Annotated in this window: 16 protein-coding genes; 9 read left to right on the forward strand and 7 right to left on the reverse strand. The window is 71.1% G+C overall.

The window, feature by feature from the left end; translation table 11 throughout:
- Window positions 1-71: 71 nt before the first annotated feature.
- Both ACRX5S_RS40235 and ACRX5S_RS40240 read right to left on the reverse strand, forming a co-directional pair.
- Window positions 72-2,168 carry an outer membrane protein assembly factor BamB family protein gene (locus tag ACRX5S_RS40235; RefSeq protein WP_436778260.1) on the reverse strand — a complete coding sequence of 699 codons (2,097 nt, stop codon included), beginning with the start codon at window positions 2,166-2,168 and terminating at the stop codon, window positions 72-74.
- Window positions 2,165-2,485, reverse strand: coding sequence for a hypothetical protein (locus tag ACRX5S_RS40240; protein ID WP_436778261.1), 321 nt, complete (start codon window positions 2,483-2,485; stop codon window positions 2,165-2,167). The genes ACRX5S_RS40235 and ACRX5S_RS40240 overlap by 4 nt, the downstream gene beginning before the upstream one ends.
- Window positions 2,486-2,672: 187 nt before the next feature.
- On the opposite strand from ACRX5S_RS40240, the gene mshD reads away from it, so the two are divergent.
- From mshD to pstB, 8 genes are all read left to right on the forward strand, one after another.
- Complete coding sequence (gene mshD, locus ACRX5S_RS40245) at window positions 2,673-3,611, forward strand: mycothiol synthase (protein ID WP_436778262.1); 939 nt, start codon at window positions 2,673-2,675, stop codon at window positions 3,609-3,611.
- 371 nt (window positions 3,612-3,982) lie between these two features.
- Window positions 3,983-6,175, forward strand: a complete 2,193-nt coding sequence (locus ACRX5S_RS40250; protein WP_436778263.1) for an RNA degradosome polyphosphate kinase — start codon at window positions 3,983-3,985, stop codon at window positions 6,173-6,175.
- Window positions 6,162-7,604 (forward strand): CHAD domain-containing protein, encoded by a 1,443-nt coding sequence (locus ACRX5S_RS40255; protein ID WP_436778264.1) that lies wholly within the window; start codon window positions 6,162-6,164, stop codon window positions 7,602-7,604. The genes ACRX5S_RS40250 and ACRX5S_RS40255 overlap by 14 nt, the downstream gene beginning before the upstream one ends.
- Window positions 7,592-8,557, forward strand: coding sequence for an NUDIX hydrolase (locus ACRX5S_RS40260; protein WP_436778265.1), 966 nt, complete (start codon window positions 7,592-7,594; stop codon window positions 8,555-8,557). Before ACRX5S_RS40255 ends, ACRX5S_RS40260 begins: the two co-directional genes overlap by 13 nt.
- A 303-nt stretch (window positions 8,558-8,860) precedes the next feature.
- A complete protein-coding gene (pstS, locus tag ACRX5S_RS40265) occupies window positions 8,861-10,009 on the forward strand; it encodes a phosphate ABC transporter substrate-binding protein PstS (RefSeq protein ID WP_436778266.1) in 1,149 nt (382 codons plus the stop codon).
- A 171-nt stretch (window positions 10,010-10,180) separates the two neighbouring features.
- Window positions 10,181-11,089: a phosphate ABC transporter permease subunit PstC gene (gene pstC, locus ACRX5S_RS40270; RefSeq protein ID WP_436778274.1), complete on the forward strand. Its 909-nt coding sequence runs from the start codon at window positions 10,181-10,183 to the stop codon at window positions 11,087-11,089.
- A complete protein-coding gene (gene pstA / locus ACRX5S_RS40275) occupies window positions 11,086-12,156 on the forward strand; it encodes a phosphate ABC transporter permease PstA (protein ID WP_436778267.1) in 1,071 nt (356 codons plus the stop codon). The genes pstC and pstA overlap by 4 nt, the downstream gene beginning before the upstream one ends.
- A gap of 107 nt (window positions 12,157-12,263) precedes the next feature.
- Complete coding sequence (gene pstB / locus ACRX5S_RS40280) at window positions 12,264-13,040, forward strand: phosphate ABC transporter ATP-binding protein PstB (RefSeq protein WP_436778268.1); 777 nt, start codon at window positions 12,264-12,266, stop codon at window positions 13,038-13,040.
- A 208-nt stretch (window positions 13,041-13,248) separates the two neighbouring features.
- Here pstB and ACRX5S_RS40285 read toward each other — a convergent pair whose 3' ends face one another.
- Window positions 13,249-14,250 carry an anion permease gene (locus ACRX5S_RS40285; protein WP_436778269.1) on the reverse strand — a complete coding sequence of 334 codons (1,002 nt, stop codon included), beginning with the start codon at window positions 14,248-14,250 and terminating at the stop codon, window positions 13,249-13,251.
- A gap of 3 nt (window positions 14,251-14,253) precedes the next feature.
- A complete protein-coding gene (locus tag ACRX5S_RS40290; protein ID WP_358352071.1) occupies window positions 14,254-14,874 on the reverse strand; it encodes a DUF47 domain-containing protein in 621 nt (206 codons plus the stop codon).
- A 388-nt stretch (window positions 14,875-15,262) separates the two neighbouring features.
- On the opposite strand from ACRX5S_RS40290, the gene ACRX5S_RS40295 reads away from it, so the two are divergent.
- Window positions 15,263-15,631: a metal-sensitive transcriptional regulator gene (locus ACRX5S_RS40295; RefSeq protein ID WP_436778270.1), complete on the forward strand. Its 369-nt coding sequence runs from the start codon at window positions 15,263-15,265 to the stop codon at window positions 15,629-15,631.
- Window positions 15,632-15,850: 219 nt separating this feature from the next.
- On the opposite strand, the gene ACRX5S_RS40300 is transcribed toward ACRX5S_RS40295, so the two are convergent.
- From ACRX5S_RS40300 to ACRX5S_RS40310, 3 genes are all read right to left on the reverse strand, one after another.
- A complete protein-coding gene (locus tag ACRX5S_RS40300) occupies window positions 15,851-16,090 on the reverse strand; it encodes a hypothetical protein (RefSeq protein ID WP_436778271.1) in 240 nt (79 codons plus the stop codon).
- A 271-nt stretch (window positions 16,091-16,361) separates the two neighbouring features.
- Window positions 16,362-17,243 carry a hypothetical protein gene (locus tag ACRX5S_RS40305; protein WP_436778272.1) on the reverse strand — a complete coding sequence of 294 codons (882 nt, stop codon included), beginning with the start codon at window positions 17,241-17,243 and terminating at the stop codon, window positions 16,362-16,364.
- 239 nt (window positions 17,244-17,482) lie between these two features.
- Window positions 17,483-18,208, reverse strand: a complete 726-nt coding sequence (locus tag ACRX5S_RS40310; RefSeq protein WP_436778273.1) for a GntR family transcriptional regulator — start codon at window positions 18,206-18,208, stop codon at window positions 17,483-17,485.
- Between the last annotated feature and the right edge of the window lie 68 nt (window positions 18,209-18,276).

Raw genomic sequence — 18,276 nt, forward strand, 5'->3', positions numbered from 1 at the left:
TCTACGCAGCGTGATCCAAAGCAGTCCGAACCGGAGCTGAACACGCAGCTCACAGCGTTGTGCAACACGCTTTAGCCCATCGCGATCACGTGGTACGGCTTCAGGTTGAAGGACTTCTCGCCGCCGAACCCGTCAGGTGTGGGGGCCTGTGCTGCGGCGGTCAGCGCGTACGGGAGTCCGGCCAGGTACAGGCGCCCGTTCTCCTCGCGGACCATCACGTCACGCATCAGGGACGAGAACGCTATGGTCGCGCGGCTCGGGAACTCCTTGACGTTGGTGAGGGTGCCGTCCGTCGCGGACAGCCGGACCAGGCTCATCGGCCTGCCGGTGACGGCTCCGCCGTCCTGTACGAGGACCAGCAGGTCGCCGGATTCCTCGACGCGGACCGGGTGGATTTTGCCCTGCTGCTTGAGGCCGAGGAGGTTCTTACCCTCCGCCACGTTGACCGACCAGAGCGTCTTGCCAGTCGTCCGGTCCACCGCCGTGACCATGTTGGCGGAGTCGGCGCCGAGGGAGAGCGAGGCCGACATGTCACTGCCCGGCACGTAGATCGCCTTGTCGCTGGCGAGTATCGGCATGTACCCGGCAGTGCTCAACGTCGTGCGCGCGGTCGCGACGGTGTGGCCTTCGGTGATTTTGAAGGCTTCCTTGCCCGCGTCGTCCAACACGACGACGTCCGGCGGTGTCTTGCTGAGCCCTCCGTGCGTGCGGACGACGATGACGGGGTCGACCGAGACGACTTCGGTGTCGCCGAGACTCAGGCCTCCGGGCGCGGGGGGAAGTACGTACTGCCACTTGGGCGAGCCGTTGGCGGGGTTCAACTCGGCCACCGTGGTGCCCTCGCCGTAGCCGCAGGACACCTTGGCGATCAGCTTCGCACCGCCGGCGACCCCGTCGACGGAGCAGCCCTCGTCGAGAACCGAGTCCAAGGCCCACGACGGCTTGCCGTCGGACTCGCGATAGGCCTGCCCCTCGAAGACCACGGCTTCGCCCGCCACGGCGATCCCCTTGGTGCCCAGGGCGAAGTCGAAGTCCGGCATGTCGATGTCGCTCTTCGACGCGACGATGTCCGAGGCCCAGACCTTCTTGCCCTGAACGAGGTCGATGGCCTCCAGCTTGGTGCAGTTCTTTTCGTCACCGAAGGCGACGTACGCCCGCTTGTCCCCGCCCTGCACGTCGACGTCGCAGACGAACTCGCCGTCGGGGGACGAGTACTCCCAGGCCGAGGCGCCCGTCTCCTTGTTGTACGCGGCGACGCGCTTCTCCTCGGCAACCACGACAGTGTCGGCGGTGTACCAGACACCTGTACGGCTCAGCCTGCCCTGGCCGTACTTGTCGGTGTACGCCGAGACCGGAGTGTCCCGTCCCTCACGGATCGACCACAGGACGTCCCCCTTCGCCAGGGGAGTACCCGCCTTGCCCACACCCGCGTCGCGCGACGCCTGCTTGGCGATGCCCGGCACGGCGGCCGCGGCGATAAGGACCGCGACAAGGCCGATCGGCAGCAGCCATGAGCGGTCGTGCTTGCGCGGCCGGGTCAGCGGCGGTCCGAGCTGGACGTCCTGCGGCCGCGCCGGCGGACCGTAGGCGCCGGGCGGCACGTGGGACGGGGCTGGAACGTATCCGCTGGGGTCCGGCCCCGGACTGTACGCGGCTGGCGGCGGCATGTCCGCGGGTGCGTAGTCGGCGGGCGGGGGGTAGTTCCCCTGCGGCTGGCCCAGGGGCGGGTAGCTGCCTTGCGGCTGGCTTCCCGGACCCGATGAACCGGGCGGCGGTCCCACGGGCGGCGGCTCGACGTACCCGCCGCCGCTCGACCACTGCGGCTGCGACTGTTGCGGCGGCATGTACTGCTGGGGCGGCGCCTGCGGACCCGAGGGCACCGAGTCCGGCGGCGGTCCGTACGAGGGCTGGCCCGACGGCGGGGGCGCCCACTGACCGGCGGCCGGCGGTGGGGCCCACTGGTCCGCCTGAGGCGGCGGCGCCCAGGACTGCTGCCCAGGCTGCGAGCCCTGCGGCGCGTACGTGGGCGACTGCCCCGGTACGACCGGCCCGCCCGTCGGCGGCTGCCATGCCTGGTTGCCCTGCGGCGGCACGTAAGGCTGCTGCTGAGGCCCGTCGGGCTCGTTGTCGTCCGGGACGCGGAACGTCGGCGGCGGCGGGTTGCTCACGCGCCACCCCCGACGATGCCGGTGGGCAGGTCGGCGGGACCGGGCACCGCCACCCCGAGGCCGCGGGGCGCGGGAAGGTCCTTGAACGGGTCCCTCTCGGTGAAGCCGGTCTCCTTGATCGCGTTGTCCCACCACAGGGCGGTGAACGCCATGGCCGACAGCGTCGCGACGATGATCAGCAACCCCACCACACCGACCATGACCTTGCGCGGCGCGGCCGGCCCTCGGTACGGCCGCGGAGGCGGCGGTGTGGCGGCGCCCCACTGCTGTTGGTGGGGGATACCGCCGTGCGGGCCTGGCGGAGGCGCGTACGACATCGTCGAGTCCTGTTCATGGGGGGAACGCCGGTCAGTCTCGACACGCTATCGGGACGAACCCCCCTGCCGCCCAAGTCAGGCACCCCAACCATCAGTTCTCGTCCGAATCGTCGGGTTTGCCGCCGACGAGGGATCGGGTGCGCGGCCGCTTCCGCCTCCGCGCGCGGCGGAGCCGTACGGTTGGGGCATGGGTGATGGTGTGGGTTTTGTCGAGGGGTTCGATCGGCTCGACGCGGCGGATGTCGCGGTGGTCCTGGGGCTGGCGGAGGAGGCGGCTCGGGGGGACGGAGCGGCTCCGTTGTCGGAGCAGACTCGGCTGGAGTTGCGGCACGGGGCGCCTGGGGCGCGGGAGTTGCTGGTGCGGGCGGGGGACGGGATCGCCGGGTACGCGCATCTGGATCTGGCGGATGCGGACGAGGGGCCCGCCGGGGAGCTGTTCGTGGCGCCGGGCGAACGCGGCAAGGGGTACGGGCGGTTGCTGGTGCGGGCGATGCTGGACGAGGCCCGCGCGCATGACGCGGACGGGCGCGTGCGGGTGTGGGCGCACGGGAAGTCGCCCGCGGCGGAGCACCTGGCGGCGGAGTTCGGCTTCACGGCGTTCCGCGAGTTGTGGCAGATGCGGCGCGCGGTCGGTTTGGCGCTGCCGGAGACGCAGGCGCCGCCCGGGGTGACCGTGCGGACGTTCGTCCCCGGGCAGGACGACGACGCGTGGCTCGCGCTCAACGCGAAGGCGTTCGCGCACCACCCCGAGCAGGGCGCCTGGACACACGACGACCTGCGCCGCCGGATCGCCGAGCCGTGGTTCGACCCGGCGGGCTTCTTCCTCGCCGAGGACGAGGCCGGGCGGCTGGTCGGGTTCCACTGGACGAAGGTGCACCCGGCGGCCGGCGCCGAAGGGCCGCTCGGCGAGGTGTACGTGGTGGGCGTGGACCCGTCCGCGCAGGGCGGCGGCCTGGGGAAGATGCTCACCGCGGTCGGGCTCACCCATCTGGCCCAGACCGAGGCCGACGGCGGCCCCCTCGCCGAGGTGCTCCTGTACGTCGACGCCGACAACGAGGCAGCGGTCGCGGTCTACACCCGTCTGGGCTTCCGTGTGCATACCGTGGACGTGATGTACCGACGCTAGTGCGGTGCCCACACTAGGTCGTGCCTTCAAACTCCCGCCCGGGCCCGCGAAGCGCACCACGCGGGCTGGCCGACGGGATTGCGAAGACACCCCGCAGCGGCAGCCGGGAGGCCCTCCGAGACGGGCCGTCCGTCCGCTCGCGACGGCTCACCTCCGCCCCTCGCCGCTCCTCGGTCCCGGATCGCCCGGTATCGCCGGGAACCGGGGGCGGGAAGGGCTTGCCCGGCGCCGAAATGGTGCCAGGCTGGGAGGGCGGAGCCGGGCGGCCCGGCCCGTTCCACGGCCCCGACAACACCCGGGGCGGCGCTCCGGTTTCCGGGGCGTCGTTTCGTATTTACCGTGGAGACACCGATCCCCGGGAGGATGATCAGATGACCGCCGATCTGCCCGCATCCGCCCGCCCCCGCCACCTCGCGGTGGCCCCCGTACGCGAACACGGCGACGGCTCGGCGAACCCTGTCGGTCCCGCGGTCGCCGTCGTACCCGCCCGCGCGGACGACACCGACCTGCCCGGCGACCGCTTCCTCGACCGCGAGGGGAGCTGGCTGGCGTTCAACGAACGCGTGCTGGAGCTGGCCGAGGACCCCGCGACCCCGCTGCTGGAGCGGGCCCGCTTCCTGGCGATCTTCGCGTCGAACCTCGACGAGTTCTTCATGGTGCGCGTCGCCGGCCTCAAGCGCCGCATCGCGACCGGCATGGCGGTACGCGCCGCGAGCGGCCTGCAACCACGCGAGGTTCTGGAGAGCATCTGGTCGCGCAGCCGCGGCCTGATGGCCCGCCACGCGACGTGCTTCCACCACGACGTCCTGCCCTCGCTCGCGGACGCCGAGATCGAGCTGCTGCGCTGGGACGACCTGACCGAGGGCGAGCACCAGTCCCTCTACACGCTCTTCCGCGAGCGCATCTTCCCGGTCCTGACCCCGCTGGCCGTCGACCCCGCGCACCCGTTCCCCTACATCTCGGGCCTGTCGCTGAACCTCGCCGTCGTGGTGCGCAACCCGCGCTCCGGCAACCAGCACTTCGCGCGCGTCAAGGTGCCGCCGCTGCTGCCGCGCTTCGTCGAGGTCTCCCCCGCGCGCTTCGTCCCCCTTGAGGACGTCATCGCCGCGCACCTGGGCGACCTCTTCCCCGGCATGGAGATCCTCGGCCGCCACACGTTCCGGGTCACCCGCAACGAGGACCTGGAGGTCGAGGAGGACGACGCCGAAAACCTCCTCCAGGCCCTCGAACGCGAGCTGATGCGCCGCCGGTTCGGGCCGCCGGTGCGCCTGGAGGTCGAGGAGACGATCGACCCGCACGTCCTCGACCTGCTGGTCCGCGAGCTCGGGGTGGGCGAGAAGGAGGTCTACCCGCTGCCCGGACCGCTCGACCTGACCGGCCTGCACGCGATCGCCGACCTGGACCGCCCGGACCTGAAGTACCGCAAGTTCATCGCCGGGACGCACCGCGACCTCGCCGAGGTGGAGACCGCGCATTCCGCCGACGTGTTCGCGGCGATGCGCAGGCGGGACGTGCTGGTGCACCACCCGTACGACTCCTTCGCCACCTCGGTGCAGGCGTTCCTGGAGCAGGCCGCCGCGGACCCGCAGGTGCTGGCCATCAAGCAGACGCTCTACCGCACGTCCGGCGACTCGCCCATCGTGGACGCGCTCATCGACGCGGCCGAGTCCGGCAAGCAGGTCCTCGTGCTGGTCGAGCTGAAGGCCCGCTTCGACGAGAGCAACAACATCGAGTGGGCCCGCAAGCTCGAACAGGCCGGCTGCCACGTCGTGCACGGCGTCGTCGGCCTCAAGACGCACTGCAAGCTGTCGCTCGTCGTCCGCCAGGAAGGCGACACCTTGCGGCGGTACTGCCACATAGGCACCGGCAACTACAACCCGAAGACCGCGCGGCTGTACGAGGACATGGGCCTGCTGACCGTCGACCCCCAGGTCGGCGAGGACATGTCGAACCTGTTCAACCGGCTGTCCGGCTACTCCCGCGCGCAGACCTTCCGCCGCCTGCTGGTGGCCCCACACTCCCTGCGCAACGGGCTCGTCGAGCGCATCCAGCGCGAGGTGTCGCACCACGAGCAGGGCCTGCCCGCGTACATCCGCCTCAAGTCCAACTCGATCGTGGACGAGACGGTCGTGGACGCCCTCTACCGCGCCTCGCAGGCGGGTGTCCCGGTCGACCTGTGGATCCGCGGCATCTGCGCGCTGCGCCCGGGCGTGCGGGGGCTTTCCGAGAACATCCGGGTGCGCAGCGTCCTCGGCCGCTTCCTCGAACACTCCCGCGTATGGGTCTTCGCGAACGGCGGCGAGCCGGAAGTGTGGATCGGCAGCGCGGATCTCATGCACCGAAACCTTGACCGGCGAGTGGAGGCCGCGGTACGTCTGAGCGGCCGACACCGGGACCAGATCGCCGAATTTGTCGACCTCGGCATGTCCGACGAGACCGCTTCATGGCATCTGGGCCCCGATGGGACGTGGACGCGGCACGCCACGGCCCCCGACGGCACCGTGCTGCGCGACGTACAGGACCACCTCATAGAACTGAGGAGGCGACGGCGTGGGCCGGAGTGAACGGCAGGTCAAGGAGCAGGTCGAGGCAGAGGTCGAGGGCGGCGTCGAAGGCGCGGAGGCGGCCGGGCACGCGGGCACCGGAGACCACGGGAGCGGGTCCGGGAGCGGCGGCAGGCCGCCCGGCAAGGGCGCCAAGACGAAGAAGAAGCGCGCGAAGGCCGCGGAAGCCGCCAAGGCTGCGGGATCCGCGAAGTCGGGCAAGTCCGCGAAGGCCGGCGACGACGGACCCGGCAGCGCGGCCGAAGAGCAGAGCGCGACCACCCGGCTCCCCCGTCCCCGATCCGACCCGGACGCCGCACGGCGCCCGGAGGCACCGGGCACCGGGCCACGGAACACCGAGCCCCAGAGCACAGAGGCACAGAACACCGAGGTACAGAACACAGAGGCGCCGGACGCGGAGGCATCGGGCGCTGAGGCGCCCGCCTCGGACGCGCCGCCTCCCGCCGCACCGCCCATCGACCCCGACCAACCCACCGCCGAACCGCCGCCCGCGCCCGCCCTCCTCCCCCCGCGCACCGCGGGCGACGTCCTCCTCGACCACCTCCGCGCCGAGGCCGCCGAGTTCCTGGCCCAAGCGCCGCGCGTGCGGGACGGCGGCGAGGACGCGGCGCACCGCATGCGGGTCGCCGCACGCCGCATGCGCAGCGCGCTGCGTACCTGCAAACCGCTGCTGGAGCCGGGCCCCACGCAGGCGCTGTCGCTCGAACTGCGCTGGGCGGCCGACTCGCTGGCCGGTGAGCGCGACAACGAAGTACTGCTGGAACGCCTGCTCGCGGCCTTCGAGAGGCTGCCCGCACGCTCCGGTACGCCCCGCGCCCGCGCCGCCGTCGAGCGCCGCCTGCGCGGCGGGCTCTCGTCCGGCCACACCACGGCGTTGCGGGCGCTCGACTCGGCGGACTTCGAGGCACTCGCCAGGCAGCTCGCCGAACCGGGCCTGGGCCTGGAGTTCACCCGGCAGGCGGCCCGGCCCGCGGCCGAGGCGGTCCCGAGGCTCGCGGCCAAGGCGTTCCGCACGCTGACAACGGGCGCGGAGGGGCTGCCGCTCGCGCACGCCGCCGTCGCGTACCACGTGCCCGTCCCGCTGTCCGGCGAGGACGACGAGGCCTGGCACCGCGTACGCATCCTCGGCAAGCGGGCCCGGTACGCCGCCGACCTGTGCGCACCCGAGTTCGGCGCCCCGGCAAAGAGCCTCGCCAAACGCATGAAGGCGGTCACCGAGTCGCTCGGCACCCACCAGGACGCCGCGCTCGCCGCGGAGGTGGTCCGGGAACTGGCGCTGTCGCCACGGCTCGGCGGGGCGGCGGCGTTCGTGCTCGGCGAGCTGTACACGGTGCAGCGGTTCGCGGTGGCCGAGGCGCGCTTCACCTTCGCCTCGCTGTGGCCGCCGTTGCGCGAACGGCTCGACGAGGTGGAGCGGTGGGGCTCCTGAGCGGACTGGGGCGGTCCGCGGACCCGCCGCCGGAGCGGTGGCGGGTCCCGGTGTACGCCGCGGGCGCGGTCCTGTGGCGCCCGGCCGAGCGCCGCAGGGGCACGGGTGACGGTGACGGCATCGAGGTCGCCCTCGTGCATCGCCCCAAGTACGACGACTGGTCCCTGCCCAAGGGCAAGGTCGAGCCGGGCGAGCACGCCGCCGCGGCCGCGGTGCGCGAGGTCGGCGAGGAGACCGGCTTCGCGTGCGTACTCGGCCGCGAACTCGGCGTGCAGTCGTATGCGGTCGGCGAGCGCCTGAAGCTGGTGCGCTACTGGGCCGCCGAGGCGCGCGGCGGGCGGTTCACCGCCAACCGGGAGGTGGACCGCATCGCATGGCTGCCGCCGGGCGACGCGGCCACGCTGATGTCGTACAGCCGGGACGGTCGGCTCCTGGAGTCGCTGGGCTCGCTGCCGCACGCCACCGCGCCCGTGATCGTGCTGCGGCACTGCGGCGCGGTGGCCCGCACGAGCCACCAGGACGGCGACGCCGACCGACCGCTGACCGTCACGGGCCGCGTCCAGGCGGACATGGTCGGCGGCGTCCTGGCGGCGTACGGGCCGACCGTGGTGCTCAGCTCGCCGTCGCTGCGCTGCCTGGAGACGGTGGACCCGTACTGCCGCCGCGAGGAGGTCGCGGTCGAGGTGGTGCCCGCGCTGTCCGAGGAGGGCCACGCGGAGCGGCCGGACGCGGCGGCCGAACTGCTGCGGGTCCTCGTCGCCGAGAGCGCCCCGGTGATCGTGTGCACGCACCGTCCGGTGCTCCCGTCGATGCTGGGCGCGGTCGGGCAGGCCGGACAGCCCGGGAGGGACCCGCACGAGTTGCTTCTGCCCGGCGAGTTCCTGGCCCTGCACACCGCGAAGGGCGCCGTCGTCGCGGCCGATCGTCACGCCCCGTATCCGACGGAGCGGTGAGTGTCGGAACGACCGCCCCGCGGTCAAGAAACGGACACAGCGGGCGGAACGGAAGGCCCAACAACTTTGAACTCCGCGTGAACCCCTTCTGACATCGCCGATAAACCCGCAGGTCAGAGCGATGCCATCAGGTCAGTTGGCGATGAAACACGCCCGATCGCAGATCTCCTGATGGCCCGCCTGTGTTCATGACGGGTTCACTTTCCCCCGCCGTTCGCTTCACACGTGCGACCTAATGTCGGCATCGACGGTGACCGACGTGGTCATCGCAGAGGCACTTTGAAGCAACCGGAAGGAACAGCCGTGACCACTCGGCCCCGACTCGCCCGGCGCGGCACCGCGTTCGCCGCGATAGCCGTCGCCGGCGCGCTCACGCTCACCGCCTGCGGCTCCGACGACAACGACACGGCGGACAAGCCGAGCGGTACCGGCACGACGGCCGCGGGGTCGTCCTCGGCGCCCGCCGCGGACCTCACGTGCGGCTCCGGCACCCTCGCCGGCGCCGGCTCCAGCGCGCAGAAGAACGCCATCGACGAGTGGGTCAAGCGGTACCAGCAGAAGTGCTCGGGCACCACGGTCGACTACCAGTCGAGCGGTTCCGGCGCCGGTCGCCAGTCGTTCTTCGACAAGCAGGTCGCCTTCGCGGGCTCCGACTCCGCGCTCAAGGAGGACGAGGTCGCCAAGGGCTCGGCCGCGTGCGGCGGCACCCCGGCGATCAACCTGCCGATGGTGACCGGCCCGATCGCCGTCGCGTACAACCTGCCCGGTGTGAAGGACCTGGTCCTCGACGCGAAGACCATCGCCGGCATCTTCTCCGGCAAGATCACCAAGTGGGACGCCGCGGAGATCAAGGCGCTCAACCCGAGCGCGCAGCTGCCGTCCTCGGCGATCCAGACGGTGCACCGCTCGGACAAGTCCGGCACCACCGAGAACTTCACCAAGTACCTCAAGGCCGCCGCGCCCGCCGACTGGACGGCCGAGCCGTCGCAGGACTGGCCCACCCAGGACGGCCAGTCCGCCAAGGGCTCCGAGGGCGTCGCGACCGTGGTCAAGGGCGCCAGCGGCGCCATCGGCTACATGGAGGTCTCGTTCGCCGAGAACAACGGCCTCGGCATCGCGGCCATCAACACCGGCGCCGCCGCCCCGGTCAAGCTGACCCCCGAGGCCGCCGGCAAGGCCGTCGCCGCCGCGAAGATCGAGGGCCAGGGCAACGACCTCAAGCTCAAGCTCGACTACGCCACCAAGGCCGAGGGCGCGTACCCGATCATCCTGGTGACGTACGAGATCGTCTGCGAGAAGGGCAACGCGGCGGACAAGCTCCCTCTGGTCAAGTCCTTCCTGACCTACACCGCCAGCGAAGAGGGCCAGGCGATCCTCGCCGACAACGGCTACGCCCCGCTCCCGGCGGAGATCGCCACCAAGGTCCGCACCGCGGTCGCAAGCCTGTCCTGATCCGGCACCGCCCTGATCGACAGTCACGGAGAAGAGATGTCCACCTCCACTTCGCCGGAGTCGCGCGATACCGACGAGCGCGGCTCCGGCCGGCGCCGGGGCCGGTTCGACAAGGCCGCGCACGGCGCCGACGTCAAGCCCGCCAGGTCCCGGGTGCGCCTGGGCGACCGCATGTTCAGCGGCTCGTCGCGCGGCGCGGGGATCCTGCTGCTGGTGATCATGGCCGCCATCGCGGTCTTCCTGGTCACCGAGGCGCTCGGCGCGCTGGGCGACAACGAAGGCAACTTCCTCACGGACTCCACCTGGGTCACCGACGGCAGCGAACCGGCGTTCGGTGTCGCCGGGCTCGTAATGGGCACCGTCCTCAGCGCCGCCATCGCGATGCTGCTCGCGGTGCCGGTCGCGGTGGGGGTGGCTCTCTTCATCACGCACTACGCGCCGCGGCGGGTCGCGCAGACGCTCGGCTACATCGTCGACCTGCTCGCCGCGGTGCCCAGCGTGGTCTTCGGCCTCTGGGGTCTGGTGTTCCTGTCCCCGAAGCTGCTCGGCCTGCACACCTGGCTGAGCGACTACCTGGGCTTCATCCCGATCTTCGACAAGGACGGCGCCGGGGCCACCGCCCGCACGCTGTTCACCTGCGGGATCATCCTGGCGATCATGATCCTCCCGATCATCGCCGCGGTCACCCGCGAGGTCTTCCTCCAGGTGCCGCGCGCCCACGAGGAGGCCGCGCTGGCGCTCGGCGCGACGCGCTGGGAGATGATCCGCACCGCGGTCCTGCCGTTCGGCAAGCCGGGCATCATCTCGGCGTCGATGCTCGGCCTCGGCCGCGCGCTCGGCGAGACCATCGCGGTCGCCATGGTGCTGTCCAGCAGCCAGGAGCTCGTCTACAAGATCCTGGACCCGGGCGGCAACACCATCGCCGCGAACATCGCCAACCAGTTCGGCGAGTCCAACGAACTCGGGCGCGGCGCGCTCATCGCGTCCGGCCTCGTGCTGTTCCTCCTGACACTGCTGGTCAACGGTGCGGCGCGGGTCGTCATCAACCGGCACAAGGAGTTCTCGGGGGCCAACGCATGACCATCACCAAGACGGACGTCACCGCGCCCCCCGCGGAATCGGGCCCGCTCGACCTGACGCGCCGCAGCATGCCGAACTGGATCCCGTGGGCGGTCGGCGCCGCGGCGGTCGCGATCGGTCTGCTCACCAAGGCCGTGCAGGGCAACTGGGCACTCGGCGGCTTCTACGCCGGACTGTTCTTCATCATCGCGGTGACCGTCGCGTCCTGGCGCCTGGAGGACCGCCGGCGCGCCACCGACCGGCTCGCCACCAGCGTCGTGTACGGCGCGTTCGTGGTCGCGATCGTCCCGCTGATCTCGATCCTCGGGTACACGATCAAGGAAGGCTTCGAGGAGCTCTCGCCGTACTTCCTGTCGCACTCGATGCGCGGCGTCGGCCCGCGCGACGACACCGGCGGCATCTACCACGCGATCATCGGCACCCTGGAGCAGGTCGGCCTGGCCACCCTCATCGCCGTGCCGATCGGCCTCATGACGGCGATCTACCTGGTCGAGTACGGCACCGGCCGGCTCGCCCGGGCGATCACCTTCTTCGTCGACGTCATGACGGGCATCCCGTCGATCGTCGCGGGCCTGTTCATCTACTCCTTCTGGATCATGGCGCTGGGCTTCAAGGCCTCCGGCTTCGCGGGCTCGCTCGCGCTCATGATCCTGATGCTCCCGACGGTCGTCCGCGCCGCCGAGGAGATGCTGAAGCTGGTACCGAACGAACTCCGGGAGGCCAGCCTCGCGCTGGGCATCCCGAAGTGGCGCACGATCCTCAAGGTCGTCCTGCCCACCGCGCTCGGCGGCATCATCACCGGCGTCATGCTGGCGATCGCCCGCGTCATCGGCGAGACGGCCCCGCTGCTGCTCCTGGTGGGCACGGCGCAGTCGATCAACACGAACCCGTTCGACGGCTGGCAGAGCTCGATCCCGCTCTTCGTGTTCGAGCAGAACCACGCCGGAAACCAGTTCTCGCCCGCCCGCGCGTGGGCCGGCGCGCTCACGCTCATCATCATCGTCATGGTGCTGAACCTGGTGGCGCGTCTGATCGCCCGCTGGAAGGCCCCGAAGGCAGGACGATGACCGTGGCGAACTCCCCGACACCCTCCCAGGCGGTCCACGCCCGGAGGACAGCCCAGCAGACAGCAGCGGTTCCGACCCCGGGCAGCGGCGCCCGTGACGAGGCAGGCATGACCAAGCGCATCGAAATCTCCGGACTCAGCGCCTACTACGGCGGCAACAAGGCCGTCGAGGACATCTCGATGACCATCGAGCCCCGGACGGTCACGGCGTTCATCGGCCCCTCCGGGTGCGGCAAGTCGACGTTCATCCGCACGCTCAACCGCATGCACGAGCTGATCCCCGGCGCCACCGTCGAGGGGTCCGTGCAGTTGGACGGCCAGAACCTGTACGGCCCGGACGTCGACCCGGTCGCGGTGCGCCGCACCGTCGGCATGGTCTTCCAGCGGCCGAACCCGTTCCCGACGATGTCCATCTACGACAACGTGGCGGCCGGCCTGCGCCTCAACGGCACGAAGAGGAAGGCCGACCTCGACGCGGTCGTGGAGCGCTCACTGCGCGGCGCGAACCTGTGGAACGAGGTCAAGGACCGGCTCGGCAAGCCCGGTTCGGGCCTGTCCGGCGGCCAGCAGCAGCGGCTGTGCATCGCCCGCGCGATCGCGGTGGAGCCGCAGGTGCTCCTCATGGACGAGCCCTGCTCGGCGCTCGACCCGATCTCGACGCTGGCGATCGAGGACCTGATCGCGCTCCTGAAGGAGCGGTACACGATCGTCATCGTCACGCACAACATGCAGCAGGCGGCGCGCGTGAGCGACCGTACGGCGTTCTTCAACCTGGCGGGCCCGGGGCAGCCCGGCCGCCTGGTGGAGATCGGCGACACGGAGAAGATCTTCTCGTCGCCGGAGGTTGAGGCGACGGCCGACTATATTGCCGGCCGTTTCGGCTGAGCAGGGATGGTCGGGTCGGGTGCGCCGGCAATGTGCAAGCGCGGCCGTTTCGGCTGAGTACGGATGGTCCGGTCGGGTGCGCCGGCAATGTGCAAGCGCGGCCGTTTCGGCTGAGTACGGGACAAGCACGGGGCACGGGTACGTGATGACATACGCGAGGGGCGGTTCCCGTTCGGGGACCGCCCCTTCGTACCGGCCGGTGTCGCGGCTACAGGAAGATCACGTTCAGCAGCGCGTACGCGCCCGCCGACACCAGCGCGGCGGCCGGGATGGTGAGCACCCACGCCGTCACGATGTTGCCCGCCACACCCCAGCGGACCGCGGACAGGCGCTTGGTGGCGCCCACGCCGAGGATCGACGAGGTGATCGTGTGCGTCGTCGAGACCGGCGCGTGGAACACGAACGCCGTGCTGTAGAGCACGCTCGCCGCCGTCGCCTCGGCGGCGAAGCCGCGCGGCGGGTCGAGCTCGATGATGCGGCGGCCGAGGGTGCGCATGATGCGCCAGCCGCCCGCGTACGTGCCCGCGCTGATCGCGAGCGCGGCGGAGACCGTGACCCAGAACGGCACGTCGTAGTCGGTCTGGTAGCCGCCGACGACCAGCGCCATGACGATCAGGCCCATGGTCTTCTGCGCGTCCTGGAGGCCGTGGCCGAACGCCATGGCCGCCGCCGAGATGGTCTGCGCGACGCGGAAGCCGCGCGTCACCTTGTGCGGGTTGCGGCGCCGGAAGATCCACAGGATCGCGACCATCAGCAGGTACGCGATGGTGAAGCCGATCAGCGGCGACACGATCATCGGGATGACGACCTTGTCGATGACGCCGTCCCACTTGACGGTCTGCGAGGCCGCGAGCGCGGCACCGACGAGGCCGCCGATGAGCGCGTGGGTGGACGACGAGGGCAGGCCGAAGTACCAGGTGATCATGTTCCAGGTGATCGCGCCGACGAGTGCGGCGGCCACGATCACCAGGCCCTGGTTGCCGTCGGGGGCGTCGATGATGCCCTTGCCGACGGTTTTCGCCACTTGTTCGCCGGCGAACGCCCCGGCCAGGTTCATCACGGCGGCCATCGCCAGGGCCGCCCGGGGCGTGAGCGCCCGGGTGGACACCGAGGTGGCGATGGCGTTCGCCGCGTCGTGGAACCCGTTGGTGTAGTCGAACGCCAGAGCGATCACGACGATCGCAATGGTCGCCAGCAGAACGAGGTCCACCGGTCAGGACTCCTTGACCGTGATGGTCTCGATCGTGTTCGCGACGTGTTCGAAGCCGTCGGCCGCCTCTTCGAGGGCGTCGACGATGCCCTTGAGCTTGAGCACCGTCAGCGCGTCGTACTTGCCGCTGAACAGGTGCGCGAGCAGCTTGCGGTGGATCTGGTCGGCCTGGTTCTCGAGACGGTTGATCTCGATCCAGTACTCGGTCAGGTCCTTCATCGTGCGCAGCCGGGGCATCGCCTCCGCGGTCAGCTCGGCGGCGCGTACCAGCACCTCGATCTGGTCCGCGATCTGCGGCGGCAGCTCGTCGAGCTGGTAGAGGACGACGAGGTCGACGGCCTCGTCCATGTAGTCCATGACGTCGTCGATCTGGGACGCGAGGGTGTAGATGTCCTCGCGGTCGAACGGCGTGATGAACGACGAGTTCAACTGCCGCAGGATCGCGTGGGTCGCGTCGTCGCCGGCGTGTTCGGCCGCACGCATCCGCTCGGCGATCTCCGGACGAGCGGAGATCTCGGCGCCGAGCAACTCGGTGAGGAGCTTGGATGCGGTGACCAGGTTGTTCGCCGCTGTGGCGAACATGTCGTAGAAGCTCGTCTCCCTGGGGGTCAGACGCAATCGCACAGAGATCTCCGGAATGAGGAATGCGGTCCCGACGATGCTAGGCGCTCGCCACCGCCGGTAAACAATCCGGGTTAGTCGCGGGCGAAGTGCCGGTACCCGGGCGTAACAGGACGCACGCGCACCGCGACGGACCCGCTCCGCATCGGAGGATCCGGAAAACCGGAAGAAGCTCCTCCGCGGCGGAACACGCCCGTCGCATGAAGAAGAGTAGGGCTCGTACGCCCGTCCGGGTCACGCGGTTCCCTCACACGGGATCATGTAGCCCATGTCACAGTGGGAGCGGAACGCCTGCACGGGCAGCGCACGATGTCCACGCCGGGCGACGTGCAAACCGACGGGTTGGCGCGACATGCTTGCCGAAAATACCCCCCGGGGGTAAATTTGACGCATGGACACCACGGTCGAAACCCACACCACGGGCCCCGGCACCGCACCCAGCCCTCAGGAGGGGGCGGGCCACGGCAAGGGCCACACCGGACACGGCTACAGCCCGCGCAAGGACGAGCACCTCAAGCGCTTGCGCCGCGTCGAGGGCCAGGTGCGCGGACTCCAGCGCATGGTCTCCGAGGACGAGTACTGCATCGACGTGCTCACCCAGGTATCGGCGGCGACGAAGGCGCTCCAGGCCTTCGCGCTCAGCATGCTCGAAGAGCACCTCGCCCATTGTGTCGCGCACGCCGTCGAACAGGGCGGGCCGGAGGCGGACGCCAAGGTCAAGGAGGCCTCGCAGGCGATCGCACGGCTGGTGCGTTCGTAGGTCGCGTTCGTAGGTCGCGGGCGGCGGTTGCGCGGGCCGGGGATTCAGGGGCCGGGACGCCGGTTTCGGGTCACGTCGTCCGCGGGGTTCGCCGGGCGGGGACTACTTCGGCTTGATGCGCGGTCGCGGTCCGGACCTTGGTTGTTTCCGGGGGGGGTGGTCGCGGGTCGGCCGCCGCGCTGCGCGCGGTGTGTGTGCCGACGGCCGGCTGACCGGGAGTCAGGTGCGCGTACGGCCTCCGCGGGGGTCTCCGCCCGGCGGGCGCTCCGCCGGGTGCCGTGTCCACGGTGCCGGGCGGGTGGTCGGGTGTGCCGTGCCGCCGATGCCCAGGACCGCGTCGATCTCGGCCTGGGTCAGCGGGCCTTCGCTCTGCGACGCCGCGATGATCAGTTCTCCGTAGAGTTCGATCTCGTCGAACACCACGAGGTCGTGCACGCGTACATCAGAGAACGGTGTCACCCACACCACCTCCTCGGTTCGCTCCGGCGGGCGGGAACGTCCGCCCGTCCGGGCGCACCCAGCCTAGGCACCGCCGGACGGGAGCGCATGACACGCATGGGCCATTTGCGCACCGCCCGCACCCGGGGGCGCGCCGGCCCGCCGGGCGGCGCGCCACCGGCGCGCACGGGTGGCCGGTGCGGCGGACGCGCGCGGCACGGCCCGTACGCGGCAAGGGTGTTCGCGGCGGGATGCGCGGACTGCGGGGCGTCAAAGGCGATCTGACGCAGTGTCAGGGCTTGCGCGTCGCCGGGACGACGGGGGTCGCGGGGACGACGGGAGCGGGGGCCGTGGCGGGCGCGACGTACAACTCCTCGGGCCTGGGCGGCTGCACGTCGACGGAGACGCCGAAGTCGTACAGCTCGGCGGCCGAGACGACCTTCGCGGTCTGCGCCTTGTCCTTGCCCTTGCCGCCCTCGGAGGCGAGGTTGAATTCCTCCTGGACCTTGCGCAGGCGCCCCTGGTCGTCGAGGTACACCTCGAAGGGGATCGTCGGGCTCGCGAAGCTCTTGAGCGCGGCGGCAAGCGGCGCACGGAGGTTCGCCGGGGTCTGGTCGTGCGCCTTCTTGAGGTCGAGGGTCCCCTTGTAGTGCCGGACCTGGTCGTTGCCGAACTTCTCGGTGCCGACCAGCACCACGTCGTCGTTGACGCCCCGCAGTATCTCGAACGAGGTTGTGGGGTCCGCGCTGCCGCCGCTGAGCAGGTTGCCGTCGGCGAGGCCCGCGACGTCGATGCGCACCCACTTGTCGGGTGGGACTCCCGGCGCGGCGTTCTTCATGTAGAGCGCCTCGGGCGTGACGATCTCCTGGAGCGGGCCGGTGATGCCGGAGTCCTTCGGCACCTGGAGGCTCACCGTGCCGATGCGGCGCCGGTAGTCGAACAGGCCCTCTCCGGTCAGCACGACGGTGCGGTCGCCGGACTGCATGGTCATGGTGGTCCGGGTGCGCGAACTGCCCGCGTTGACCGTCGTCGCGGCGGCGGCGCGCACCGCGGCGACCGCCTCGGACGAGCCCGCGGCGCCGGCGGGCCGGGCGTCGTCGCCCGTTCCCCCGCCGCACCCGGTCAGCCCCACGGCGCCCACGCACGCACCGGTCAGCACGATCCGGAACTTCATCCCACGACTCCCAAGGCGGACGCTTGCACCCGACGTCGGCGCGGGTGCGCGCACGAGAGGCGCGGCACCGCTCAAGGGACGCAACGAGCGACAGGGCGCGGGGACACGGGTGCGGGGCGGAAAATTCCACCGGACGGGCGGACCGGGTCGGGCGTGGCCGTGTCCGGTCGGCCTTGTTGTGGTCCGTCGACCGTGATGTGCCCGGTCCGCCGTGATGCGTTCGATTGGCCGTGATCCGGTCAGGGGGCGGTGAGTTCCTCGGGCTCCATGCGGCGCGTCCAGATGAGGTGACGTTCCATCAGGCGCGTGACGGCGTCCGGGTCGCGGGCCTCGATCAGGTCCAGCAGCTCGTGGTGCTCGTCCGCGGCCTGGTCGACCTCGCCGCGTTCCAGCAGGGTGCGGAGCCGGTAGAGGCGTGCCTGCGAACGGAGTTCGACGACGATGCGCACCAGGCGCATGTTGCCGGACAGCTTCAACAGGCTGGTGTGGAACCGCTGGTCGGCCGCGACGTATTCGAGCGCGTCCCCGCGTTTCGCCGCGGAGACTATGTCGTCGGCGAGCGACCGGAGTGTGGGCAACGCGTCGGGGCAGCCCGTGCGGGCGATCTCGGCGACGGTCGGGACTTCGAGGAGCCGGCGCAGCCGGTGGATCTCGTCGGCGTCCTGCGCGGACAGCGCGCGGACCCGAAAACCCTTGTTGCGCACGGGTTCCACGAGGCCGTCCTTGCCGAGGTCGAGCAGGGCCTCGCGTACCGGCGTCGCCGAAACCCCGAAGCGGGTGGCGAGGCCGGGGGCCGAGTAGACGACGCCGGGGCGCATGTCGCCGGCGATCAGCGCCGCGCGGATGGCACGGGCCACTTGCTCGCGCAGGCTCAGGCGTTCGCCCAGGCGCGCGGCGTCGGATCCCGGATCGGCGCCCGGTTCGGCTCCGGGGTCGCCCTTGTCCCCCGCACCCGCCTCGTCCATGCCGCTTCAAGTCCCTCCGTGACACGGCGTGCGGTTCCCGCCGTGGAGGCGCCGCGCGGCCCGGGGCC

The organism is Yinghuangia sp. YIM S09857 (assembly GCF_051388915.1).
Taxonomy (GTDB): Bacteria; Actinomycetota; Actinomycetes; order Streptomycetales; family Streptomycetaceae; genus Yinghuangia.

What these genes read in the sequence shown, in the direction of transcription:
- mshD (WP_436778262.1), top strand. Translation starts at nt 2,673, where the DNA reads ATGGGTGATGGTGTGGGTTTTGTCGAGGGGTTCGATCGGCTCGACGCG.
- ACRX5S_RS40250 (WP_436778263.1), top strand. Translation starts at nt 3,983, where the DNA reads ATGACCGCCGATCTGCCCGCATCCGCCCGCCCCCGCCACCTCGCGGTG.
- ACRX5S_RS40310 (WP_436778273.1), bottom strand. Translation starts at nt 18,208, where the DNA reads ATGGACGAGGCGGGTGCGGGGGACAAGGGCGACCCCGGAGCCGAACCG.
- ACRX5S_RS40305 (WP_436778272.1), bottom strand. Translation starts at nt 17,243, where the DNA reads ATGAAGTTCCGGATCGTGCTGACCGGTGCGTGCGTGGGCGCCGTGGGG.
- pstA (WP_436778267.1), top strand. Translation starts at nt 11,086, where the DNA reads ATGACCATCACCAAGACGGACGTCACCGCGCCCCCCGCGGAATCGGGC.
- pstC (WP_436778274.1), top strand. Translation starts at nt 10,181, where the DNA reads ATGTTCAGCGGCTCGTCGCGCGGCGCGGGGATCCTGCTGCTGGTGATC.
- ACRX5S_RS40295 (WP_436778270.1), top strand. Translation starts at nt 15,263, where the DNA reads ATGGACACCACGGTCGAAACCCACACCACGGGCCCCGGCACCGCACCC.
- pstB (WP_436778268.1), top strand. Translation starts at nt 12,264, where the DNA reads ATGACCAAGCGCATCGAAATCTCCGGACTCAGCGCCTACTACGGCGGC.
- ACRX5S_RS40240 (WP_436778261.1), bottom strand. Translation starts at nt 2,485, where the DNA reads ATGTCGTACGCGCCTCCGCCAGGCCCGCACGGCGGTATCCCCCACCAA.